This window comes from Mesorhizobium sp. B263B2A (assembly GCF_020165775.1).
Lineage (GTDB): Bacteria > Pseudomonadota > Alphaproteobacteria > Rhizobiales > Rhizobiaceae > Mesorhizobium > Mesorhizobium opportunistum.
This window is the reverse complement of the sequence record NZ_JAIUIU010000034.1, coordinates 33,466-54,019: the sequence shown is the minus strand read 5'-3', so window position 1 is coordinate 54,019 and position 20,554 is coordinate 33,466. Positions and strand designations below refer to the sequence as shown.

The window sequence follows — 20,554 nt, the reverse complement described above, 5'->3', positions numbered from 1 at the left end:
CCCCCCCCCCCCCCCCCCCCCCCCCCCCCCCCCCCGGCCGCGCCGGCCGCCGCGGCCAAGCCGATCGCCGACCTGCTGGCGACCGCCAATGTCGAGCAAGGCGCCGCCGTCTTCAAGAAATGCCAGGCTTGCCATTCCGGTGAAAAGGGCGGCCCCAACAAGGTCGGCCCCGATCTGTGGGACCTCGTCGACCGTCCGGTTGCCGAACATGAAGGCTTTGCCTATTCGGCCGGCATGAAGGAATTTTCCAAGGGCGGCACCGAGAAGTGGACCTACGACAACATCAACCACTTCATCACTTCGCCGAAGAAATTCGTGAAGGGCACGGCCATGGGCTTCGCCGGCCTGCCCAAGGACGAGGACCGCGCCAACGTGATCGCCTATCTGCGCACGCTGTCGGACAATCCCAAGCCGCTGCCGGCACCTGGTGCCGCCGCCGATGCCGGCGCACCGGCCAAGCCCGCCGATGGAGCCGCTCCGGCAAAGCCCGCTGACGGCGCCGCACCGGCCAAGCCGGCGGCGCCCGCGGCGCCTGCCCCGGCTGCACCCGCCAAATAACCAGATATCATCGCGACGATCTTGAAAAAGCCGGGTTCAGCCCGGCTTTTTCGTTAGGAAAACGGCATGTGCGGCGACAAAGCCGCGCATGGCGGTTTTCACCAGCGCCAAATCATCTAGATTGGTCTGGGACAAGCCGTACGAAGACGAGCAGTGCGAAGATGGGCAGTGCGAAGACGGGCAGTGCGATGATGCAGGCAGCGCGAAGAGGACAGGGCATGACGGTTGGCCGAACGCTTCTCAAATCGCTGCTGGCGGCGGCCCTGCTGGCGGCGGGATTACAGACGACGCGTGCCGACGAATGGCGCACCACCTCATCGCTGATCGGCCAATCCAAATATGGCGACAATTTCCAGCACTACGACTACGTCAACCCGAACGCGCCCAAGGGCGGCACGCTGAACTCGGTGGTGCTCGGCACGTTCGACAGCTTCAACCCCTACATCGTGCAGGGATCGCCAGCGGCGGGCCTCGTCGGCTTCGGCGGCGGCCTGCTCTACGACACGCTGATGGAGCAGGCGACCGACGAAGGCAGCGTCAGCCACCCGCTGATCGCCGATGCCTACAAATATCCCGATGACTATTCCTCGGCGACATACCGGCTCGACCCGCGCGCAAAATGGCATGACGGCCAGCCGATCACGGTCGACGACGTGATCTGGTCGTTCCAGGTGCTGAAGGCGAACAGCCCGCAATACAGCCGCTATTTCGAGAACGTCACCGATGCGGTGGCGATCTCCGACCGCGAGGTCGAGTTCCACTTCAGTCAGAAGGGCAACCGGGAACTGCCGAAGATCCTCGGCGATCTCGCCGTGCTGCCGAAGCACTGGTGGGAAGGTACGGATGCCAATGGCAAGAAGCGCGACGTCACCAAGCCGACACTGGAAATCCCGCTCGGCTCGGCCGCCTACAAGATCGTCAGCTTCAAGCCTGGGTCGGAAATCGTCTGGCAGCGCGTGCCGGACTATTGGGCGGCCAAGCTGCCGGTGAAGATCGGCCGCGAGAACTTCGACACACAGCGCTTCACCTACATTCTCGACGACAATGCGGCATGGCAAGCCTTCACCAAGGGCGGACTTGATGACGTCAAGCCGGAAAACAGTTCGAAGCGCTGGAAGACATTCTATAATTTCCCAGCCATCAAGGCTGGCGACGTCATCAAAAAGGAATTCAAGACCACCTCGCCCGAGCCGATGCAGGCCTTCATGCTGAACCAGAGGCGACCGCTGTTCGCGGACCGTCTGGTGCGCGCAGCTCTGACCTACCCGTTCGACTTCGAGACGATGAACCGCACGCTGTTCTACGGTTTCAACACTCGCACCAGCAGCTATTTCCAAGGCACGGAACTGGCCTCAAGCGGCTTGCCGCAAGGCAAGGAATTGGAGATTCTGGAAAAGTATCGTGACAAGCTGCCGCCTGAACTGTTCAGCCAGGAATTCAAGCTGCCGGTCTACGATTCACCTCAGGCGGAGCGAAAATATCTCAAACAGGCTGTCGATCTCTTCGCCAAGGCGGGCTGGGTCATCAAGGGCGGCAAGATGGTCAACGCCAAGACCGGCGAACCGTTCAAGTTTGAAATCCTCGGCTGGAACGACACCGATCAGGTCATCGCCAGCCCCTATATCGCGAATCTGCGCAAAATCGGGGTCGACGCCACGCTGCGTCTGATCGATCAGACGCAGTACATCAACCGCGTCAACAATTTCGACTATGACGTCATTATCGGGCAGCTCGGCCAGTCCGAATCGCCCGGCAACGAGCAGCGTGACTTCTGGAGTTCCATGGCTGCCGACAGACCTGGTTCGCGCAACTACGCCGGCATCAAGAACCCGGTCGTCGATGCCCTGGTCGACGGCATCATCTTCGCCACCGACCGCGACGATCTGGTTGCGGCCACCCATGCACTCGACCGGGTACTGTTGTGGAACTACTACGTGGTGCCGCAATACTATCGAGCCGTGGTCTGGCTGGCTTACTGGAACAAATTCGGCATTCCGGCCAAGCAGCCGTCTTATATCGGCGCCGACCAGAATTCCTGGTGGATCGACCTCGACAAGGAAAAGGCCCTGGCTGCCAAATACAGGAGCGGCAATTGATGGCGGTGCTGCCCCGCCGTGATTTTCTCGCCCTTGGCACTGCCGCCGCTGCCGCCGCGATGCTGCCGGGCAAGGCTTTCGCCGACATTGCCACCGGCGTGAAACTGCATGGGCTCTCCGCCTTCGGCGACCTCAAATACAAGCCGGATTTCACCCATTTCGACTATGTCAATGTCGATGCGCCGGCCGGCGGGATTTTCAATTTCTCGCCACCCAACTGGGGCTATAACCAGGATACGCAGACTTTCAACACATTGAACTCGTTCGCCGACAAGGGCGATGCGCCACCACGCATGGAGATGTGTTTCGACGGGCTGATGGTGCGCGCCCTCGACGAGCCCGACGCGGTCTATGGCCAGGTCGCCGACGGCGTAACGCTGTCGGATGACCGCAACAGTTTCACCTTCTCGCTTCGCCCCGAAGCGCGTTTCCATGACGGATCGCCGTTGACTGCGCAGGACGCGGCCTTCACCTTCAAGCTCTACAAGGAAAAAGGGCACCCCGACCTGTCGTTGTCGCTTACGCACATGGTCGAAGCCACCGCCGTCGACGACCACGCCTTGCGACTTACTTTTTCCGGCAAGCAATCGGCCCGCACCGTCCTCAACGTCGTGGAATTCCCGATCCTGTCGAAAGCCTTCTACACGGCCAATCCTTTCGACTCTTCGCAGTTGAGTCCACCGCTCGGCTCCGGCGCCTACAAGGTCGGGCGCTTTTCGGCCGGCGCATGGATCGAATATGACCGCGTGCCCGACTATTGGGGCCGCGACCTGCCCGTCAATCGCGGCCAGAACAATTTCGACCGCATCCGCATCGAGTTCTACCAGAACCGCACGGCCGGCTTCGAAGCTTTCAAGAAGGGCGAAATCACCTATCGCGAGGAGTTCACCTCACGCGTCTGGGCGACCGCCTACGATTTTCCAGCACTGACCGCCGGCAAGGTGGTCAAACACGAATTCCCGGCCGAGAAGCGACCGACGATGCAGGGAACCGCGGTCAACCAGCGACGCGCCCAGTTTCGCGACGCGCGCGTGCGCCAGGCGATCGCGCTCTGCTTCGACTTCGAGTGGACGCGGCGTAACTTCTTCTACGGTTCCTACGAGCGTTCGCAATCCTGCTTCGAGAAATCGGACTTTCGCGCCGAAGGACCGCCATCGCCGCAAGAACTGGCCCTGCTGGAGCCGCTGCGTGGCCAGCTTCCAGCCGAGGTCTTCGGCGAGGCCGTAGTCCAGCCTGCATCCGACGGTTCCGGCCGCGACCGCAAGCTGCTTGGCCAGGCCGTGAAGCTGCTCAACGCGGCGGGCTGGAAACGATCGGGCGATTTCGTCGTCAACGACAAGGGCGGCAGGCTTTCGGCCGAGTTCATGGTCGATGACGACACCTTCGTTCAGGTCTATTCGCCCTGGGTCGCCAACATGAAGGCGGTGGGCATCGACGCCACGATCCGGCTGGTGGATTCGGCGCAATACCAGTCCAGACAGGCAACGTTCGATTTCGATCTGCTGTCGGCCGCCTTCTCGTTCAGCGCAACGCCGACCCGAGACGACATCGAAGCCTTCTTCCATTCCCGCACCGCCAACCTCCCAGGATCTCGTAACCTGCCGGGCATTTCGAACCCGGCGATCGACGCATTGATCGACATGGTAGGGGCTGCGAAGAACCGCGAAGACCTGAACGTGGCGATGCGCGCGCTCGACCGGGTCTTGCGCGCGCGGTGCGATTGGATTCCAAGTTGGTTTCTGGCGAATCACCGAAGCGCCTATTGGGATATGTTCGGCTTTCCCGAGCAGAAGCCCGATTTCGGCTTTCCGGTCGAGGCGCTGTGGTGGGTCGATAAGGGCAAGGCGACGAAAATTGGCAAAGGCTGAGATCCAACGAGGGCAGGAAGCCTGATGGGCGCCTATATCCTGCGCCGCATCCTTTTGATGATCCCGACGCTGTTCGGCATCATGGCAATCTCCTTCGCCGTCATCCAGTTCGCACCTGGCGGCCCGGTCGAGCAGGTCATCGCCAAGCTGACCAACCAGGGCGGCAGCGACCGCCTCGGCGGCGGTGGCGGCGATGCGGGCGGCTCCAACCTCGACGGCGCCGGCGACGTCAGCTCGAAATATCGCGGCGCGCAGGGGCTCGATCCGGAATTCATCAAGAAGCTGGAGAAGCAGTTCGGCTTCGACAAGCCGCCGCTCGAGCGCTTCGGCATGATGCTGTGGAATTATGCCCGCTTCGATTTCGGCAACAGCTACTTCCGCGACATCTCGGTGCTCGACCTGATCCTGGAAAAAATGCCAGTGTCGATCTCGATCGGGCTCTGGATCACGCTCCTGTCCTACATGATCTCGATCCCGCTCGGCATCCGCAAGGCGGTGAAGGACGGCACACCTTTCGACATCTGGACCAGCGGTGTCGTCATCGTCGGCTATGCCATTCCAGGCTTCCTGTTCGGCATCATGCTGATGGTGCTGTTTGCGGGCGGCTCGTTCTGGGATTGGTTCCCGTTGCGCGGCCTGACCTCGGACAATTGGGACCAGTTGTCCTGGTGGGGCAAGATCGTCGACTATTTCTGGCACATGACCCTGCCGCTGACGGCGCTGGTGCTGTCGGCTTTCGCCACGACGACGCTGCTGACCAAGAACTCGTTCCTGGAAGAAATCCGCAAGCAGTATGTGGTGACCGCACGCGCCAAGGGCCTGTCGGAACGGCAGGTGCTCTACGGCCACGTCTTCCGCAACGCCATGCTGATCGTCATTGCCGGCTTCCCCGGCGCCTTCATCTCGGCCTTCTTCACCGGCTCGCTCCTAATCGAGAACATCTTCTCGCTCGATGGCCTCGGCCTGCTCGGCTTCCGGTCGGTGGTCGAGCGCGACTATCCGGTGGTGTTCGCCAACCTCTATATCTTCTCGCTGCTTGGGCTGTTCATCGGATTGCTGTCCGACCTTATCTACACCTGGGTGGATCCGCGCATCGATTTCGAGCGGAGAGACGTCTGATGTCGGAGGCAAGCGTTACCGCAGGCGTGGTGCCGGAGCGGATGCCACGGCCGTTTCTGTCGCCGCTCAACAAGCGCCGCCTGCAGAATTTCAAGGCCAACAAGCGCGGCTACTGGTCGCTGTGGATATTCCTCGTCCTGTTCGTGCTGTCGCTGTTTGCCGAATTCATCGCCAACGACAAGCCGATCATCGCCTCCTACAAGGGCGAGATCCTGTTTCCGGTGCTGGTCGCCTATCCCGAGGAAAAATTCGGCGGCTTCTATGCCGTCACCGATTATCGCGACCCGGTCATCCAGGACGAGATCAACGCCCATGGCTGGATGATCTGGCCGCCGGTGCGCTACTCCTACCAGACCGTCAACAACGCCATTCCCGAAGCGGCACCCGCCAAGCCGTCATGGGAATATGATGCCAAGACGCGCTGCAACCAGTATCCGCAAGGTGCCGCCGATCCGGCCTGCAATGTCGGCAACTGGAACTGGCTGGGCACCGACGACCAGGCGCGCGACGTGCTGGCACGGGTCATCTACGGCTTCCGCATCTCGGTGCTGTTCGGCCTTATCCTGACCGCCGGTTCGGCTCTGATCGGCGTCGGCGCCGGCGCCTTGCAGGGCTATTTCGGCGGCTGGACGGATCTCCTGTTCCAGCGCTTCATCGAAATCTGGTCGGCGATCCCGGTGCTCTATCTCCTGCTCATCGTCGCCGCCATCCTGCCGCCGGGTTTCTTCATCCTGCTCGGGCTGATGCTGCTGTTTTCCTGGGTGGCGCTGGTCGGCGTGGTGCGGGCCGAATTCCTCCGCGCCCGCAACTTCGAATATGTCAACGCGGCTCGCGCGCTCGGCGTGCCCAACCGCACCATCATGTTCCGGCATTTGCTGCCCAACGCCATGGTGGCGACATTGACCTTCCTGCCGTTCCTGCTCTCAGGCTCGATCTCGACGCTGACCTCGCTCGACTATCTCGGCTTCGGCCTGCCGCCGGGCTCGGCGTCGCTCGGCGAACTGCTCAAGCAGGCGCAGCGCAACCTCAATGCGCCGTGGCTCGGCATTTCCGGCTTCGTCGTCATCTCGCTGATGCTGTCGCTGCTGGTCTTCGTCGGCGAGGCGACGCGCGACGCCTTCGATCCGCGCAAGACATTCAGATGAGCGAAGCCCCCTTGCTCCGCGTCCAGGACCTCAGCGTCGCCTTCAGCCAGGGCGGCGGCCAGTCTGTCGCCGTCGACCACATCTCGTTCGACATCGCCAAGGGCGAGACGGTGGCGCTGGTCGGCGAATCCGGCTCCGGCAAGTCGGTGTCGGCGCTGTCGGTGCTGAAGCTGCTGCCCTATCCCAGCGCCAGCCACCCCTCTGGAAAGATCCTGTTCCAGGGCACCGACCTCCTGGCCATGAACGAGAAGCAGTTGCGCCAGGTGCGCGGCAACAAGATCACCATGATCTTCCAGGAGCCGATGACCTCGCTCAATCCGCTGCACACGATCGAGCAGCAGATCGTCGAGATCCTGAAGCTGCACCAGGGCATGGCCGACCGTCCGGCCAAGGCGCGCACGCTGGCCCTGCTCAACGAGGTCGGCATCCGCGATCCGCAGAAGCGGCTCGACGCCTACCCGCACCAGCTGTCGGGCGGCCAGCGCCAGCGCGTCATGATCGCCATGGCGCTGGCCAACGAGCCGGAACTGCTGATCGCCGACGAGCCGACGACGGCGCTCGACGTCACCGTGCAGGCGCAGATCCTCGAACTGCTCGCCGGCCTGAAGAGCCGCAAGGGCATGTCGATGCTGTTCATCACCCATGATCTCGGCATCGTGCGCAAGATCGCCGACCGGGTCTGCGTGATGACCAAGGGCAAGATCGTCGAGACCGGACCGACCAAGGACATCTTCGCCAACCCGCAGCACCCCTATACGCGTCACCTTCTGGCCGCCGAGCCGAAGGGCAAGCCGCCGGCCGCCAATGCCGACGCCAAGCCGGTCATGACCGGCAAGGACATCAAGGTCTGGTTTCCGATCAAGCAAGGCTTCTTCCGGCGCACCGTCGACCATGTGAAGGCGGTCGACGGCATCGATGTCACCGTGCGCGCCGGCCAGACGTTGGGCGTGGTTGGCGAATCCGGCTCCGGCAAGACGACGCTCGGCCTGGCGCTGGCGCGCATGATCTCGTCGACGGGAACCATCCAGTTCAACGGGCGCGACATCAACCAGCTCACCTTCAACGCCATGCGGCCGCTCAGGCGCGAATTGCAGATCGTCTTCCAGGATCCGTTCGGTTCGCTCAGTCCGCGCATGTCGATCGCCGAGATCATCGAGGAAGGCCTGAAGATCCACGAGCCGAAGCTGTCGCCCGACGAGCGTGACGACAAGGTGGCCGCCGTGCTGAAGGAGGTCGGGCTCGATCCGGCGACCCGCAACCGCTATCCGCACGAGTTCTCCGGCGGCCAGCGCCAGCGCGTCGCCATCGCGCGCGCCATGGTGCTCAACCCGCGCTTCGTCATGCTGGACGAGCCGACATCGGCGCTCGACATGAGCGTGCAGGCGCAGGTCGTCGACCTCCTGCGCAGCCTGCAGGCCAAGCACGACCTCGCCTATCTCTTCATCAGCCACGACCTCAAGGTCATCCGGGCGCTGGCCAACGACGTCATCGTCATGCGCAACGGCCAGATCGTCGAAGCCGGCCCTTCCGAACAGATTTTTGGAAATCCGCAAACCGACTATACTCGGGCGCTGATCGCGGCGGCCTTCAAGATAGAGACCGCTCCGGTCGGTATTGTCAGCCAGTGACTGCATAGAGAGAGACTGAAAGACCGCGATGGAAAAAGGCCGCATCCTGCTTGCCGTTACCGGCTTTCATCCACAGCGCTGGCGCGACCTGTTGTCGGCCGAGCGCGAAGTGGTGCTGGAGCCGGACGGCGCCAAGGATCCATCGATCACCTATGCGGTGGTGTGGAAGCAGAGGCCCAACCTGTTGTCGTCGCTGCCCAATCTGCGCGCCATCTTCTCGATCGGCGCCGGCGTCGACCATGTCTTCGCCGACCCCGGCCTGCCCGACGTGCCTGTCGTCAGGGTCGTCGCCGACAACCTTACCCAGCACATGACCGAATATGTCGTCTGGCGGGTGCTCGATCATCATCGCCAGGGCATGCTCTACCGTTCGCAGCAGCAGAAGAAGATCTGGCACGAGCCGCAGCAGAGAGCGGCTAGCGACATTTCCGTCGGCATCATGGGGCTCGGCAATCTCGGCCGCGCCGCGGCCTCGGTGCTGTTGTCGCTCGGTTTCGCGGTCAATGGCTGGTCGCGCACCGACCGGCCGATGGCGGGCGTGGCGACCTATTGCGGCGAGGCCGGATTGATCCCCTTCCTCAAGGCGACCGATATACTGGTGGTGCTGTTGCCGCTGACGCCGGACACGCAAGGCATCATCAACTACGGCGTGCTGAAGGAACTGCGGAAACGCAACGGTCTCGGCGGCTCGGTGCTGATCAATGCCGGACGCGGCCGCCTGCAGAAGGACGCCGACATCGCGCGGGCGCTGGACGACGGCACGCTGAAGGAAGCGAGCCTCGACGTGTTCGAGGTCGAACCGCTGCCGAAAACCAGTCCGCTGTGGAAACACCCAAAGGTGTTCGTGACACCGCACGCCGCGGCAACCTCGGACCCGGTCCACCTGGCGCCGATCATGCTGCGCCAGATGGACGCCTTCGAGCGCGGCGAAAAGTTCGATAACCTGGTGGACCGCAAGGCGGGGTATTAGGCGGCGACCGTCCTCATCTGGCCAGATCCCACTTGCGGAAGCATTGCTTGATCGCCTTGATGGAAGACAACTGCAACTTTGGCAGGTCTGTCTGTTCGAACAACGCCTGGTAGCGTTCGCGGTTTTTCGGCGTGGTCACGGCGATATGGCGGATCATGTCCCATTTGACGCTGTCGCGCCCGCCCTGCAGGGCACCGCGCCTTTCCTTTTCGAACAGCGTTCGCCTGAAATAACGCAGCAGGCTTGCCGGCGTGGAGATATCCAGCAGGATCAGTCCCGTCGCCCGCTGAAAGCGTTGCGGCATGCAGATCGAGTAATTTCCGTCCATCACCCAGCGTTCGCCGGCAATCGCGGCGTCATGCAAGGCGATGAATTCGGCCTTTGGACGCGGTTCCCAGTCGGTGTCGGGCAGATGATGAAGCAGGTCGAGGTGAACGGGCTCCAGGCCACGCTTGCGGGCAATCGCGTCGGCCAGGGTCGACTTGCCGCTGTTGGACGGCCCCAGGACGCATATGCGGTCTCCAAGGTCCGAGAGTTTCATCCGATGATACCCTACGAAGACGCGGTCCGCTGCCTGCGATTAGCTGGGCAGGGCGAACTTCTTCTGCTTGTCCGGTTTGCCGCAGTCGCGGCGCTCGATCGACCGGTTCATGGCATCGATCTCGCCGGATGCCTTGTCGCTGTCGCGCTTGGCTTTGGAGCGCATGTCGGGCGTGAACGGGCCGAAGCCCATCGCGGGATTGTAAAAGGTCGGTTTTGCCGTCGTGGGAAGGTTGTATTGCTGCGCCAACCCATTGCGCCGCGCCAGCAATTGATCGCATGGCACGCTGTCATACTGCAGGGAGGACTCTATGTTGGCGTCCTGCCGCTCGGACATCGAATTGCCCACGCAGCCGGCCGTTGCCAGGCAAGACGCCAAGATCATCATGTTCCAGCGCATCTGAAATGCTCCTCCTGATATCCCGCCTGATGCGACCAGATCGCAAATATCAGTCGCGCACGCAAATCAGACTTTTTCGCAGCCGTACGCACGAGAGCAGGATCACCACACCAAGATTGTGCAGCTCAGGCGGCGTAAGCCTTCCCTGCCACAACGGCCAGCCCTTTGACAGGCTCATGGCGGTCCAGCCGGATGGTCGTCGGCTCCAGCGCCAGGACCGAAAGCCCGTTGGCCTCGAGCGTGCGCCTGACATAGGCTTGCGAATGGGCGTAGCGCCGCGACGTCTGCAGCGCGAAGTCGCCGGCCTCCGCCATGGTTTCGACGGAGAAGGCAAACAGGCCGCCGCCGGCAAGCAGGCCCGCGACCGTCTCCACCAGAGCTTCGAGGCGACCGACATAGATGAGCACATCGGCCGACGTCACCAGATCGGCCTTGTCGCCCGAATAGGAGAATCCCTGCAGATCCGCCTTCACCAGCGCGTCATAGATGCCTTTTGCCCGCGCCTTCCTCAGCATCGCGGCGGAAATGTCGAACCCTTCCAGCCGGTCGACGATCGGCCTCACCCGCTCGCCCATCAGCCCGGTGCCGCAGCCAAGGTCGAGCGCCAGGCGGAAGCGACCCGGCCTTGCCTTGCGAATCTGTCGGTCAAGAAACTCGGGCAGCCGGTAGCCGAGCCTGTCGACCAGTGCCGTGTCGAAGGTTTCGGCATAATGGTCGAACAGCGTTTCGACGAAGGCACTCGGCGGCGCCGGGGCCGCGGGCCCCTTGCCGATCAGCTGCAGCTTGAGGGATGCGCCCTGGCGGTCCGCCGGATCGAGCTTCAGCGACGTCGCCCATGCCTGCGCGGCCAGGTCGGCCCGGCCGGAGGTCTGCTGCATCTCACCGAGGCGAAACCAGCCCATCGCCCATCGCGGTGCCAGTTCCAGCGCGCCGAGCAGCAGTTCGGCCGCCTGGGCGTGATCGCCGGAGGCAAAGAGCATTTCGGCATAATCGGCACGGCGATCAGCGTTCAAATCGCCCGACGAGGTCTGAAGCGGCTTCATGATGATGGGTTCCGCCGGCAGAACCGCCAGCCATCGCCTCTGTAGAGCAAACAAGAGCCGAATTGAACTGGCCAGTCATGTTTTGACGGGGAGTCAGCAGTCTCCGGCAACAGGCTTCCCGTGGCGGAATTATATCCTATCTTGGGGCGATGCGCGCCAGCGACCTGCTTCAACCCCGGCCCGAGGGCCTTTACTGCCCGCCGGGCGATTTCTTCATCGATCCGGTGCGGCCGGTGAACCGGGCATTGATCACGCACGGCCATTCCGACCATGCACGCTCCGGCCACCGCTCGGTGCTGGCGACGCAGCAGACGCTCGACATCATGGGCCTGCGCTATGGCGAGGATTTTGCCGGAACGACCCAAGCGGCGCGGTTTGGCGAGACGATCGTCCTCAATGGCGTCGACGTCAGCTTCCATCCGGCCGGCCATGTGCTGGGTTCGGCGCAGATATGCGTCGACCATCAGGGCATTCGCATCGTCGCCTCCGGCGACTACAAGCGGCAGAAGGATGCGACCTGCGCGCCGTTCGAGCCGATCCGCTGCGACGTGTTCATCACCGAGGCGACTTTCGGCCTGCCGGTGTTTCGCCATCCGCCCGATACGGAGGAGATCGCCCGCCTGCTGAAATCGGCCGCGCAATTCCCGGAGCGCACGCATCTGGTCGGCGCCTATGCGCTGGGCAAGGCGCAGCGGGTGATGCGGCTGCTGCGCGACGCCGGCTACGACAAGCCGCTCTACATCCATGGCGCGCTGGCCAAGCTCAGCGACTATTATCAGAGCCAGGGCATCGAGCTGGGGATGCTCGAACCGGCGACGGTGGAAGACGGCAAGGGGGATTTTGCCGGCGCCATCGTGGTCGGCCCGCCGGCGGCTTTCGCCGACCGCTGGGCGCGGCGTTTTCCCGATCCGATCTCATGCTTCGCGTCAGGCTGGATGCGCATCCGCCAGCGCGCCAAGCAAGGCGGCGTCGAGCTGCCGCTGATCATCTCTGACCATGCCGACTGGGACGAGCTCACCGCCACCATCAAGGAGACCGGCGCCAAGGAAATCTGGGTCACCCATGGGCGCGAGGAAGCGCTGGTGCGCTGGTGCGAGCTCGAAGGCATCGCCGCGAGACCGTTGCATCTGGTGGGGTATGAGGACGAGGGCGATTGATGTTAGTTGCTGATCAACTAATCGCCGGCGTCGCGATCCTTCACACCCCCCTCTGGCCTGCCGGCCATCTCCCCCGCAAGGGGGGAGATCGGATGTCACCACCGCTTTCGCCAATCGCCAACGGCGCAAGGAAAGTGCCGGCATCGAAGCTGCCAATCTCCTCCCTTGCGGGGGAGATGTCCGGCAGGACAGAGGGGGGTGTGCCGAAGCGCCATGCTCGCCCGGTGTCACCATGAACCGCTTCGCCGAGCTTCTCGACCGCCTGGTGCTGACGCCGTCGCGCAATGGCAAGCTGACCTTGCTGACCGACTATTTCCGCAGCGTCGAGGACCCGGACCGCGGCCTGGCGCTGGCCGCCATCACAGGCGACCTCAACATAGCGGCGATCAAGCCGGCAATGCTGCGCACCCTGGTCACGGAACGCATGGACCCGGTGCTGTTCGGCTATTCCTATGACTATGTCGGCGATCTCGCCGAAACGGTGTCGCTGGTCTGGCCGCAGACACCGGGGCACATCCCGAACCGCGAGCCGACGCTTGGCGAGGTCGTGGCGAAACTGCAGGCGGCGAGCCGCTCCGACGGCCCGAAGATACTCGCGGGGCTGCTCGACAGCGCCGGCATTTCGGCGCGTTTTGCCATCATCAAGTTGGTCACCGGCGGCCTGCGCATCGGTGTGTCGGCGCGGCTCGCCAAACAGGCGCTGGCGGATTTCGGCAAAGTCGATATCGCCGAGATCGAGGAGCTCTGGCACGGATTGTCGCCGCCTTACACGGCGCTGTTCGCCTGGCTCGAGGGCAAGGCCGACAAACCGCGCAACACCGCATTGGCGCTGTTCCGCCCGGTGATGCTGTCGAACCCGATCGGTGACGGCGATCTCGAAAAGCTTGATCCCGCCGACTATGCGGCGGAATGGAAATGGGACGGCATCCGCGTCCAGGCGGTGGCCGAAGGCGGCGTCCGCCGGCTCTATTCGCGCACCGGAGACGATGTCTCCGGCGCCTTTCCCGACCTCGCGGACGCCATGAATTTCTCCGCGACGCTCGATGGCGAGCTGCTGGTCGGCGATCCCAGAGAGGCGACAGGAACCTTCTCGGACCTGCAGCAGCGGCTGAACCGCAAGACGGTGACCCCGAAGATGCAGCAGCAATACCCGGCCTTCATGCGCTGCTACGACCTGCTGCAGATCGGCGGCGAGGATCTGCGCGGATTGTCGTTCCGCGAACGGCGTACCCGCCTCGAAGCCTTCATAGGGACGCTCGACCCGAGCCGCTTCGATCTGTCGCCCTTCGTCGACTTTACCGACTGGCAGGCGCTTGAGGATTTGCGCCGGGCGCCGCCGCACCCGATCATCGAAGGGGTGATGCTCAAGCGCTGGGATTCGGCCTATGTCGCCGGCCGGCCGAAAGGCCCATGGTTCAAATGGAAGCGCGATCCGCACACGGTGGACGCGGTGCTGATGTATGCCCAGCGCGGCCATGGCAAGCGGTCGAGCTTCTACTCGGACTACACGTTCGGCGTCTGGTCCGGAGCCGAGGGCGAGGAGGAACTGGTGCCGGTCGGCAAGGCCTATTTCGGCTTCACCGACGAGGAGCTGAGGCAGATCGACAAATATGTCCGCGACAACACGGTCGAGCGTTTCGGGCCGGTGCGCTCGGTGCGGGCCGACCGCGACAACGGGCTGGTGCTGGAAGTCGCCTTCGAAGGGCTCAACCGCTCGACCCGGCACAAATCCGGCGTGGCCATGCGCTTTCCCCGCATTTCGCGGCTGCGCTGGGACAAGCCGGCCAACGAGGCCGACCGAATCGAGACGCTGCAGGCGCTGCTCGACCGATAGATCACTTTACGGCAGAAGCTTCCGTTCAGGGCTCGATCGAGACGCGGATCTCGTAGATATCGACCGCCTTGCCCTGCTTGTCGAAATCGGAATTGATGGCGATGGTTCCGGCCGAGCCTGGACGCTTGTCGGGGAATTTCACGTCGAACAGATATTCGTTGCGCTGCTGGCCGACCGCGTAGCGTTTGCGGCCGCAGTCGCCAAGCTCGCCGAAATTGCAGTCGACGGATATCTGCGTGTCCTTGCCGTCCTCGGCGCGGGCGAGGATGTCGAACACGGCGTGCTTGCCGGCGAGTTTCTCCAGCACGCCTTGCCCGACGTCGAAGGCAACCGCCGAACCGGAGGCGCCGGACTGGATGCGCAGGAATGGCCCGCTGTCGTCCTTCATCACCTCGGCCTTGGCATCCGACGGAGCGGCGACATGCGTCGGGTCGGTCGGCGAGAAAACATTGATCCAGTCGCGCGACTGGTCCGCGGACCCCGGCTTTGCGGGTGCGTTGGCACCGTCGGCCGGGGTGAAATCATCGTCCTCGACCGTTGGTGGCGCTTCAGGCGGCGCCGTATCGAGCTGCGCCGCCGTCTTGAACACGCCGGTCTGCATGGCGAAAAACAAGCCGATGCCTACGGCCGCAAGCACGGTCACCGTGAGGAAGATGGCGGTCAGTGGCAGGCGGCGCCCGCGAATGCGCCGCTCGTCGCGGTCGGGCGCCACTTCCGTCGCGGCACCGGACGTGGCGGGGGCGGACATGTCGATGGCCGGCGCACCGGGGAGCGTCGCGTCCGGCATGATGTCGGGAACGACCGGCAGCACACGCGAGCGCGGCGCGTCGGACGCGGGCTGCGCAGGGCTGTCGACGACGGCAGCGGGCGATGGCGACTTGTCGCCGATCTCGATCGCGGGCGCCGCAACGGGCGCGGGCTCGGCCGCCGGTGCGTCGACCTCCAGGCCAACATCCGGCACCGCCGGCAGGAACTCGGATTCGATTTCGGTGATTGTCGCCTGGATCGACTTGCGGCGCTTGATGGCCATTTCCACGGTCACGCCGGGATTGGCTTGGAGCGCACGGTCGAGCGCGGCAAAGGCCGACCGGTAGACCCGCTCGCGGAACGCGCGGTCCTCGGCATTGCCCTTTTCCAAGGCGTTCCGGATCGCTTTTTCGATCGCGTCCAAGCGAAATCCCTCTGCAAATCGCCTAACCTGGCGTGATGGTTAGCCGCAGGCGACCAATCAATCAACGGGCGGGCAGCCGCATTCTGCCTCGACGGGCTGTCCAAAGTCCATCTTCGCGATATTCCGGCAAACAAAATCGGAATATCGCGGCGATTTTCACGCTTGCGGACGCGTGAACCCGGTTTCCATCACCATGGACGCTCCTCAATGATTTGCTAAGTCGCATCTTGAATTCGCGGCCGGTTGCGTCTATCACCCAGCCCATCTTGGATGGCCTCGGCCTCCCGGGCCGCTTTAGCTCAGTTGGTAGAGCACCGCATTCGTAATGCGGGGGTCGCGTGTTCGAGTCACGCAAGCGGCACCAATTCCTCTCCGCTCATGTCGTCCTCCCACGTGCCGCAACCAGCACCTATGCGGTGGATCGCTCCCGGCCGAGCACATCCGCCATTGTCGCGACTCGGGTTTGGTGGGAAACTCCCGGGCGTCAGCATGGGAGGTCGAAATGCCCAACACTTTCAAGACCGGAGACGTCGTCAAGCTGAAGTCGGGAGGCCCGAAGATGACGGTCAGCGACGGTGCCGCTTCCGGCGTGTATCTGTGCCATTGGTTCAACAAGGAAGGCGACGTGTGGACCCCGCAACATGCGGGTTTCAAATCGGACCAGTTGGTGGCCGCCGACCAATCGACATAATTCCTGTCCCAGAAGGGGCCGGATCAGGGCACTCCACGGCTCTCGGAACCAGCGCTGTCGCGGTGTCGCCGACAATCGGCATGATCGGCACAGGGCGACCGACGGATTTCCGCCGTCGCGGCGTTTAACGGTTGAAGCGTGACCTCGGCACGGGCCGTGGCCAACGCGCCAACCGGAGACGCCGAACCATGATACGCAGTTCGATCCTTGCCGCTGCCTTGAGCCTGCTGACCGTGGCCGCTTTCGCCCAGACGGCGACGCAGTCCCCGGCCGACACACCCCCTGCCGTTACGCCCCCTGCCGCCACGCCGCCGGCTGCCGCCCCCGCCGCGCCGAAGGCCAAGCCCGACCTCACCCTGGCCAAGTTCCAAAAGCGGCGGGAGAAGGCGATCATGGCCGCCGACACGGACGGCGACGGCAAGATCAGCCAGCCGGAGTGGGGAGCGTTTCAGGCCAAGCACAACGGCAAGGGCGATCCCGCCAAATCCTTCGCGCGCATCGATTCGAACCATGACGGCTTCATCGATCGCGCCGAACTCGATGCCTTCTTCGCCAAGCGCTTCGCCAAACTGGACAAGAATGGCGATGGCGTTCTGACGGCCGACGAGAGGCCAGGCCACAAATCCGCTCCCAAGCCGGAGCAATGACCAAGAGGCCATGAAGCGTGATGAATATCGGGAGCGCGCCAGCCGATGAGCGCCGATCCGGACGAGGAGTTGGTTCGTCGGGTCGGTGCTGGCGATCCCGCGGCGGTGCAGACGCTCGTCGCGCGCAAGCTGCCGCGCATCCTGTCGCTGGCCGCGCGGATGCTGGGCGACGCGGCGGAGGCCGAGGATGTCGCGCAGGAAACCTTCGTGCGCATCTGGCGTCATGCATCGAGCTGGCGGCGCGGCAATGCACGCTTCGACACCTGGATCCACCGGGTGACGCTCAACCTGTGCTACGACCGGCTGCGCCGGCGCCGCGAATGGGTGACCGACGCTGTGCCGGACGTGGCCGACCCGGCGCCGCTTCCCGACGCTCATCCGCGGGAAGACGCGTTTCGCGTCGAGCAGGCCCTGCAGGCGATCGCGCCGCGCCAGCGCGAGGCGATCGTCCTGGTCTACTATCAGGAGATGTCGAACATAGAGGCGGCCGCGACCCTGGAGATCAGCGTCGATGCCTTGGAAAGCCTGCTTTCGCGCGGCCGGCGGGCCTTGCAGACGATCCTGGCCAGGGATGGTGTCCATGAAGGGCATGACTGAGAAAGGCATGACCGAGAGCCGCACGACCACGAATGCGCGGCTTCCGTCGCGCCTTGCCGGCTGGGCACCGGGTTCCATCGTTGCGACACCGCGCGGGGCACGCGGCACCTTTGGGCAAGGGGAAAACAGATGACCGAAGAGAACAGTCGGGCGATGGACGCCAAACGCTTCGCGGCACTGGCCGCGGCCTATGGCAGCGACCTGCGCCGATGGCCGCAAGCCGAACGCGAGGCGGCGACCGCGTTCGCTTCAAGCGAGACGGGCCAGGCCATTTCGGGGCACGCCGGCAGGCTCGATGCCCTGCTCGACCGCTACAGCGTCCCGCACCCAGGCAAGGCACTGCACGACGCCATCCTACGGACTGCCGGCCAACATCTCACCCGGCGTCGGCGCCGGCGGTTCTGGTGGCTGGGAATGGGACTTGCGGGCATCGGTCTTGCCGGCGCCGTCGCGGGGCTGGCGCTGGTGACCGTCGTCACGCCGGAGGTTCAGCCCGACCACTATGTACTCGATGCCAACGCGACGGCGTTCGGCGATGCCGGGCCCGACGACACGATCGAGGAGGACCTATGAGCACAGGCCGCAATTTCCTCATCGCGTCGGTGGTGCTGAATGTCTTCCTGGCCGGCGCGCTTGCCGGCGGAGCCGTCTGGATAAGAAGCGGCAAACCGGCCCTGGGCTATTCGCTGGAAGCGGCCGGCGGCCGGCTTCCCGACCAGGAGCGCATGCTGTTCCGCAAGGCACTGCGCGAAGTCCGCCGCGAGTCGCGCGACATCATCCTCGACGGCCAGCAGGCTCGGCGCGAGGCGGCGGACCTGTTGCGGCAGCCCGTCCTCGACACCGCGGCCCTGTCGGCGGCACTGGAGCGCGCCCGCAATGCCGACGTCACCGTGCGCACGCGGCTGGAACAACGCATCATCGAATTCGCGGCGGCAGGCTCCGCCGATGAGCGCAGCGTGCTGGCCGAAGGGCTGACAAGACGCGCCGGGCAGCAACCATCCGCCACGCCAAAAAAATCGCCGTGACGACCGACGGAAAATGCCGAAGCCGCCGTTTAACGAAGCGAAGGGCGGGATCTGCCGACCCCGAGCGGTGCGGGCAGATTCTCAACTTGGGACCATTCGGAGTACGATCATGAACCAACTGAGAAAATACGCCATCACCGCCGCCCTTGCCGTGACCGGAACGGTCGCGACGGTTGCGGCATCCTCGGCAATGCCAATTGTGTCGCTTGCCCAGCCAGCCGCGCTGGTCGAGCACGTCGCCTGGGGTTGCGGACCCGGCTGGCATCCCAATCCCTGGGGTCGCTGCGTCCCCAATCGCGTGGTGGTCTACCCGCGCTATCGCTACTGGCATGGACCGGCCTACTACGGCTGGCATCCGCACCGCCACTGGCACCGCTGGCATCGTTGGTAAGAGCCTCGGGGCCGGCCACCCGCGTCGGCCCCCAGTTGAACAGCATGAAACGGCTCGAACGGGCTCTCGCGCCTCGCGCGCGAGCCCAAGCAATGGAGAGCTGACTTGGCTATCCCGGCCTCCAATTCCCCGCCAGATCCAGTCCCAGATCCAGTCCTCGTCGTGTTCAACCGTTTCGGGCTAGGGGCAAGGCCTGGCGACCGCGACAGGATTGCCGGCGACCCGCGCGGCTACCTGAAGTCGGAACTGCGGCAGCCCGACATCGCCATGATTTCACTTGACGATCCAGCCTATCCGAACCTGCCGGGCAGCACGTCAGCCATCCAGGCCAGCATGGCGGCAAATTTCCAGCGCAAGCTCGACCGCGAGCGTATGGCTGCCGCCGTGGGGCAACCGGCGACGGCGAACGCCCAAAACATGCCGGCCCAGAACATGCGCGCCCAGACCACGCCGGCTCCGATTATGCCTGCCCCACCCGTACCGCCTCCCGCAGCTCCGACCAAACCCGTACCGCCGGTCGAGGCCACGCTGTTTCGGGCCGAAGCACAGGCGCGCTTCGACAAGGCGCTGCGGGCGCAAGGCGGCTTTGTCGAACGCCTGGTCTATTTCTGGTCGAACCATTTCTGTGTCTCCGTGGCGAAAGACAACATCGTGCGGGCGAGCGCCGGTGCCTTCGAACGGGAAGCGATCAGGCCCTTCGTGCTCGGCCGCTTCGCCGACATGCTGATGGCGGTGGAGCGGCATCCTGCGATGCTGTTCTATCTCGACAACCAGCAATCGATCGGCCCGGACTCCCGTGCCGGCAAGAACCGAAAGCGCGGCCTCAACGAGAACCTCGCCCGTGAAACCCTGGAACTGCATACGCTCGGCGTCGGCAGCGGCTATACCCAAGCCGACGTCACCAGCTTCGCCCGCATCCTGACCGGCTGGACGATGGCCGGACGGGAAGGACGGCTGGGCGAACCCGGCAGTTCCGTCTTCAATGCCAATGCGCATGAGCCGGGCGACGCGGTGCTGCTCGGCAAGACCTATCCGGCCGGCGGCATGGGCCAGGCCGAGGCCGCGCTCGACGATATCGCCCGCCATCCGGCGACGGCACGGCACATCGCCACGAAGTTCGCCCGCCATTTCATATCGGACGACCCGCCAGCGGCGGCGGTCGCGCGTCTCGCCAAGGTTTTCGCCAAGAGCGACGGCAATCTCAGGGCGTTGGCGGCGGCGCTCATCGACATGCCGGAGGCCTGGTCGACGCCATTGGCCAAGATGCGCTCGCCAGTCGACTATGTCGCCGCCATCCGAAGAGCGGCCGGCCCGGGTCCGAACGATCCCGGCCAGTCGCTCGCCTGGCTCAACGCGCTGGGCGAGCCGCTCTGGCAGCCGCCGGGACCGAATGGGTTTTCCGACCTGACCGCCAGCTGGGCGTCGGCGGAAGGCATGAAGGTCCGCCTCGATATCGCCTGGCAGGCGGCCCGGCAGGCCAGGGATATCGGCAATCCCAGCGACATGCTCGACGCCGTCATCGGTTCCTCCGCGTCACCGGAGACGCGGCAAGCGGTGGCCCGCGCCGAGTCCAAGCAACAAGGCCTGGCGCTGCTCATGATGGCGCCGGAATTCCAGCGACGATAGCGCGAGCGAAGATCGTTTTGGTGCGAACAATTCCCATGGAGATGATGC

Annotated in this window: 20 protein-coding genes and 1 tRNA gene; 17 read left to right on the top strand and 4 right to left on the bottom strand. The window is 64.2% G+C overall.

The annotated features are described in order from the left end of the window. From LB568_RS30540 to LB568_RS30510, 7 genes are all read left to right on the top strand, one after another. Positions 1–558, top strand: a 558-nt coding sequence (locus tag LB568_RS30540; protein WP_224732116.1) for a c-type cytochrome, incomplete at its 5' end; no start/stop codon positions are given. A 218-nt stretch (positions 559–776) separates the two neighbouring features. Continuing rightward, a complete protein-coding gene (locus LB568_RS30535; protein ID WP_224732115.1) occupies positions 777–2,654 on the top strand; it encodes an extracellular solute-binding protein in 1,878 nt (625 codons plus the stop codon). Further along, positions 2,654–4,522: an extracellular solute-binding protein gene (locus LB568_RS30530; RefSeq protein ID WP_224732114.1), complete on the top strand. Its 1,869-nt coding sequence runs from the start codon at positions 2,654–2,656 to the stop codon at positions 4,520–4,522. Before LB568_RS30535 ends, LB568_RS30530 begins: the two co-directional genes overlap by 1 nt. A 24-nt stretch (positions 4,523–4,546) precedes the next feature. Then, a complete protein-coding gene (locus LB568_RS30525) occupies positions 4,547–5,641 on the top strand; it encodes a microcin C ABC transporter permease YejB (RefSeq protein WP_224732113.1) in 1,095 nt (364 codons plus the stop codon). Then, positions 5,641–6,786 (top strand): ABC transporter permease, encoded by a 1,146-nt coding sequence (locus LB568_RS30520; RefSeq protein ID WP_013891316.1) that lies wholly within the window; start codon positions 5,641–5,643, stop codon positions 6,784–6,786. Before LB568_RS30525 ends, LB568_RS30520 begins: the two co-directional genes overlap by 1 nt. After that, entirely contained in the window at positions 6,783–8,414 is a 1,632-nt protein-coding gene (locus LB568_RS30515; protein WP_013891317.1) for an ABC transporter ATP-binding protein, read from the top strand. Before LB568_RS30520 ends, LB568_RS30515 begins: the two co-directional genes overlap by 4 nt. 28 nt (positions 8,415–8,442) lie before the next feature. Next, the gene (locus tag LB568_RS30510; protein WP_224732112.1) at positions 8,443–9,384 is read left to right on the top strand and encodes a 2-hydroxyacid dehydrogenase; all 942 of its coding nucleotides are present in this window, start codon (positions 8,443–8,445) and stop codon (positions 9,382–9,384) included. Positions 9,385–9,397: 13 nt separating this feature from the next. Here the strand turns inward: LB568_RS30510 and LB568_RS30505 are convergent, their stop codons facing one another. From LB568_RS30505 to LB568_RS30495, 3 genes are all read right to left on the bottom strand, one after another. Beyond that, positions 9,398–9,925 carry an AAA family ATPase gene (locus tag LB568_RS30505; RefSeq protein WP_140570194.1) on the bottom strand — a complete coding sequence of 176 codons (528 nt, stop codon included), beginning with the start codon at positions 9,923–9,925 and terminating at the stop codon, positions 9,398–9,400. Between the two features lie 39 nt (positions 9,926–9,964). Continuing rightward, on the bottom strand, positions 9,965–10,324 hold the full coding sequence (locus tag LB568_RS30500; RefSeq protein WP_013891320.1) for a hypothetical protein: 360 nt from the start codon (positions 10,322–10,324) through the stop codon (positions 9,965–9,967). A 125-nt stretch (positions 10,325–10,449) separates the two neighbouring features. Beyond that, positions 10,450–11,367, bottom strand: coding sequence for a methyltransferase domain-containing protein (locus LB568_RS30495; protein ID WP_013891321.1), 918 nt, complete (start codon positions 11,365–11,367; stop codon positions 10,450–10,452). Between the two features lie 149 nt (positions 11,368–11,516). On the opposite strand from LB568_RS30495, the gene LB568_RS30490 reads away from it, so the two are divergent. Continuing rightward, positions 11,517–12,524 (top strand): ligase-associated DNA damage response exonuclease, encoded by a 1,008-nt coding sequence (locus LB568_RS30490; protein WP_224732111.1) that lies wholly within the window; start codon positions 11,517–11,519, stop codon positions 12,522–12,524. A 232-nt stretch (positions 12,525–12,756) separates the two neighbouring features. Continuing rightward, a complete protein-coding gene (locus LB568_RS30485; protein WP_224732110.1) occupies positions 12,757–14,358 on the top strand; it encodes a cisplatin damage response ATP-dependent DNA ligase in 1,602 nt (533 codons plus the stop codon). A 25-nt stretch (positions 14,359–14,383) separates the two neighbouring features. On the opposite strand, the gene LB568_RS30480 is transcribed toward LB568_RS30485, so the two are convergent. Further along, the gene (locus LB568_RS30480) at positions 14,384–15,529 is read right to left on the bottom strand and encodes a hypothetical protein (protein ID WP_224732109.1); all 1,146 of its coding nucleotides are present in this window, start codon (positions 15,527–15,529) and stop codon (positions 14,384–14,386) included. A gap of 288 nt (positions 15,530–15,817) precedes the next feature. Here LB568_RS30480 and LB568_RS30475 point away from each other — a divergent pair. The 8 genes from LB568_RS30475 to LB568_RS30440 all read left to right on the top strand — a co-directional run bounded on the left by LB568_RS30475 (position 15,818) and on the right by LB568_RS30440 (position 20,506). Next, positions 15,818–15,893: transfer RNA gene (locus LB568_RS30475), tRNA-Thr, on the top strand. 138 nt (positions 15,894–16,031) lie between these two features. Then, positions 16,032–16,220 carry a YodC family protein gene (locus LB568_RS30470; protein ID WP_013891325.1) on the top strand — a complete coding sequence of 63 codons (189 nt, stop codon included), beginning with the start codon at positions 16,032–16,034 and terminating at the stop codon, positions 16,218–16,220. Between the two features lie 188 nt (positions 16,221–16,408). Then, on the top strand, positions 16,409–16,867 hold the full coding sequence (locus LB568_RS30465; RefSeq protein WP_224732108.1) for an EF-hand domain-containing protein: 459 nt from the start codon (positions 16,409–16,411) through the stop codon (positions 16,865–16,867). A gap of 45 nt (positions 16,868–16,912) precedes the next feature. Continuing rightward, positions 16,913–17,464, top strand: a complete 552-nt coding sequence (locus LB568_RS30460; RefSeq protein ID WP_224732107.1) for an RNA polymerase sigma factor — start codon at positions 16,913–16,915, stop codon at positions 17,462–17,464. A 129-nt stretch (positions 17,465–17,593) separates the two neighbouring features. Then, positions 17,594–18,037: a hypothetical protein gene (locus tag LB568_RS30455; RefSeq protein WP_224732106.1), complete on the top strand. Its 444-nt coding sequence runs from the start codon at positions 17,594–17,596 to the stop codon at positions 18,035–18,037. Then, entirely contained in the window at positions 18,034–18,489 is a 456-nt protein-coding gene (locus LB568_RS30450; protein ID WP_224732105.1) for a periplasmic heavy metal sensor, read from the top strand. The genes LB568_RS30455 and LB568_RS30450 overlap by 4 nt, the downstream gene beginning before the upstream one ends. Positions 18,490–18,598: 109 nt before the next feature. Further along, positions 18,599–18,880: a GCG_CRPN prefix-to-repeats domain-containing protein gene (locus LB568_RS30445; protein WP_013891331.1), complete on the top strand. Its 282-nt coding sequence runs from the start codon at positions 18,599–18,601 to the stop codon at positions 18,878–18,880. 105 nt (positions 18,881–18,985) lie between these two features. Next, entirely contained in the window at positions 18,986–20,506 is a 1,521-nt protein-coding gene (locus LB568_RS30440; RefSeq protein WP_224732104.1) for a DUF1800 domain-containing protein, read from the top strand. Positions 20,507–20,554 lie beyond the last annotated feature (48 nt).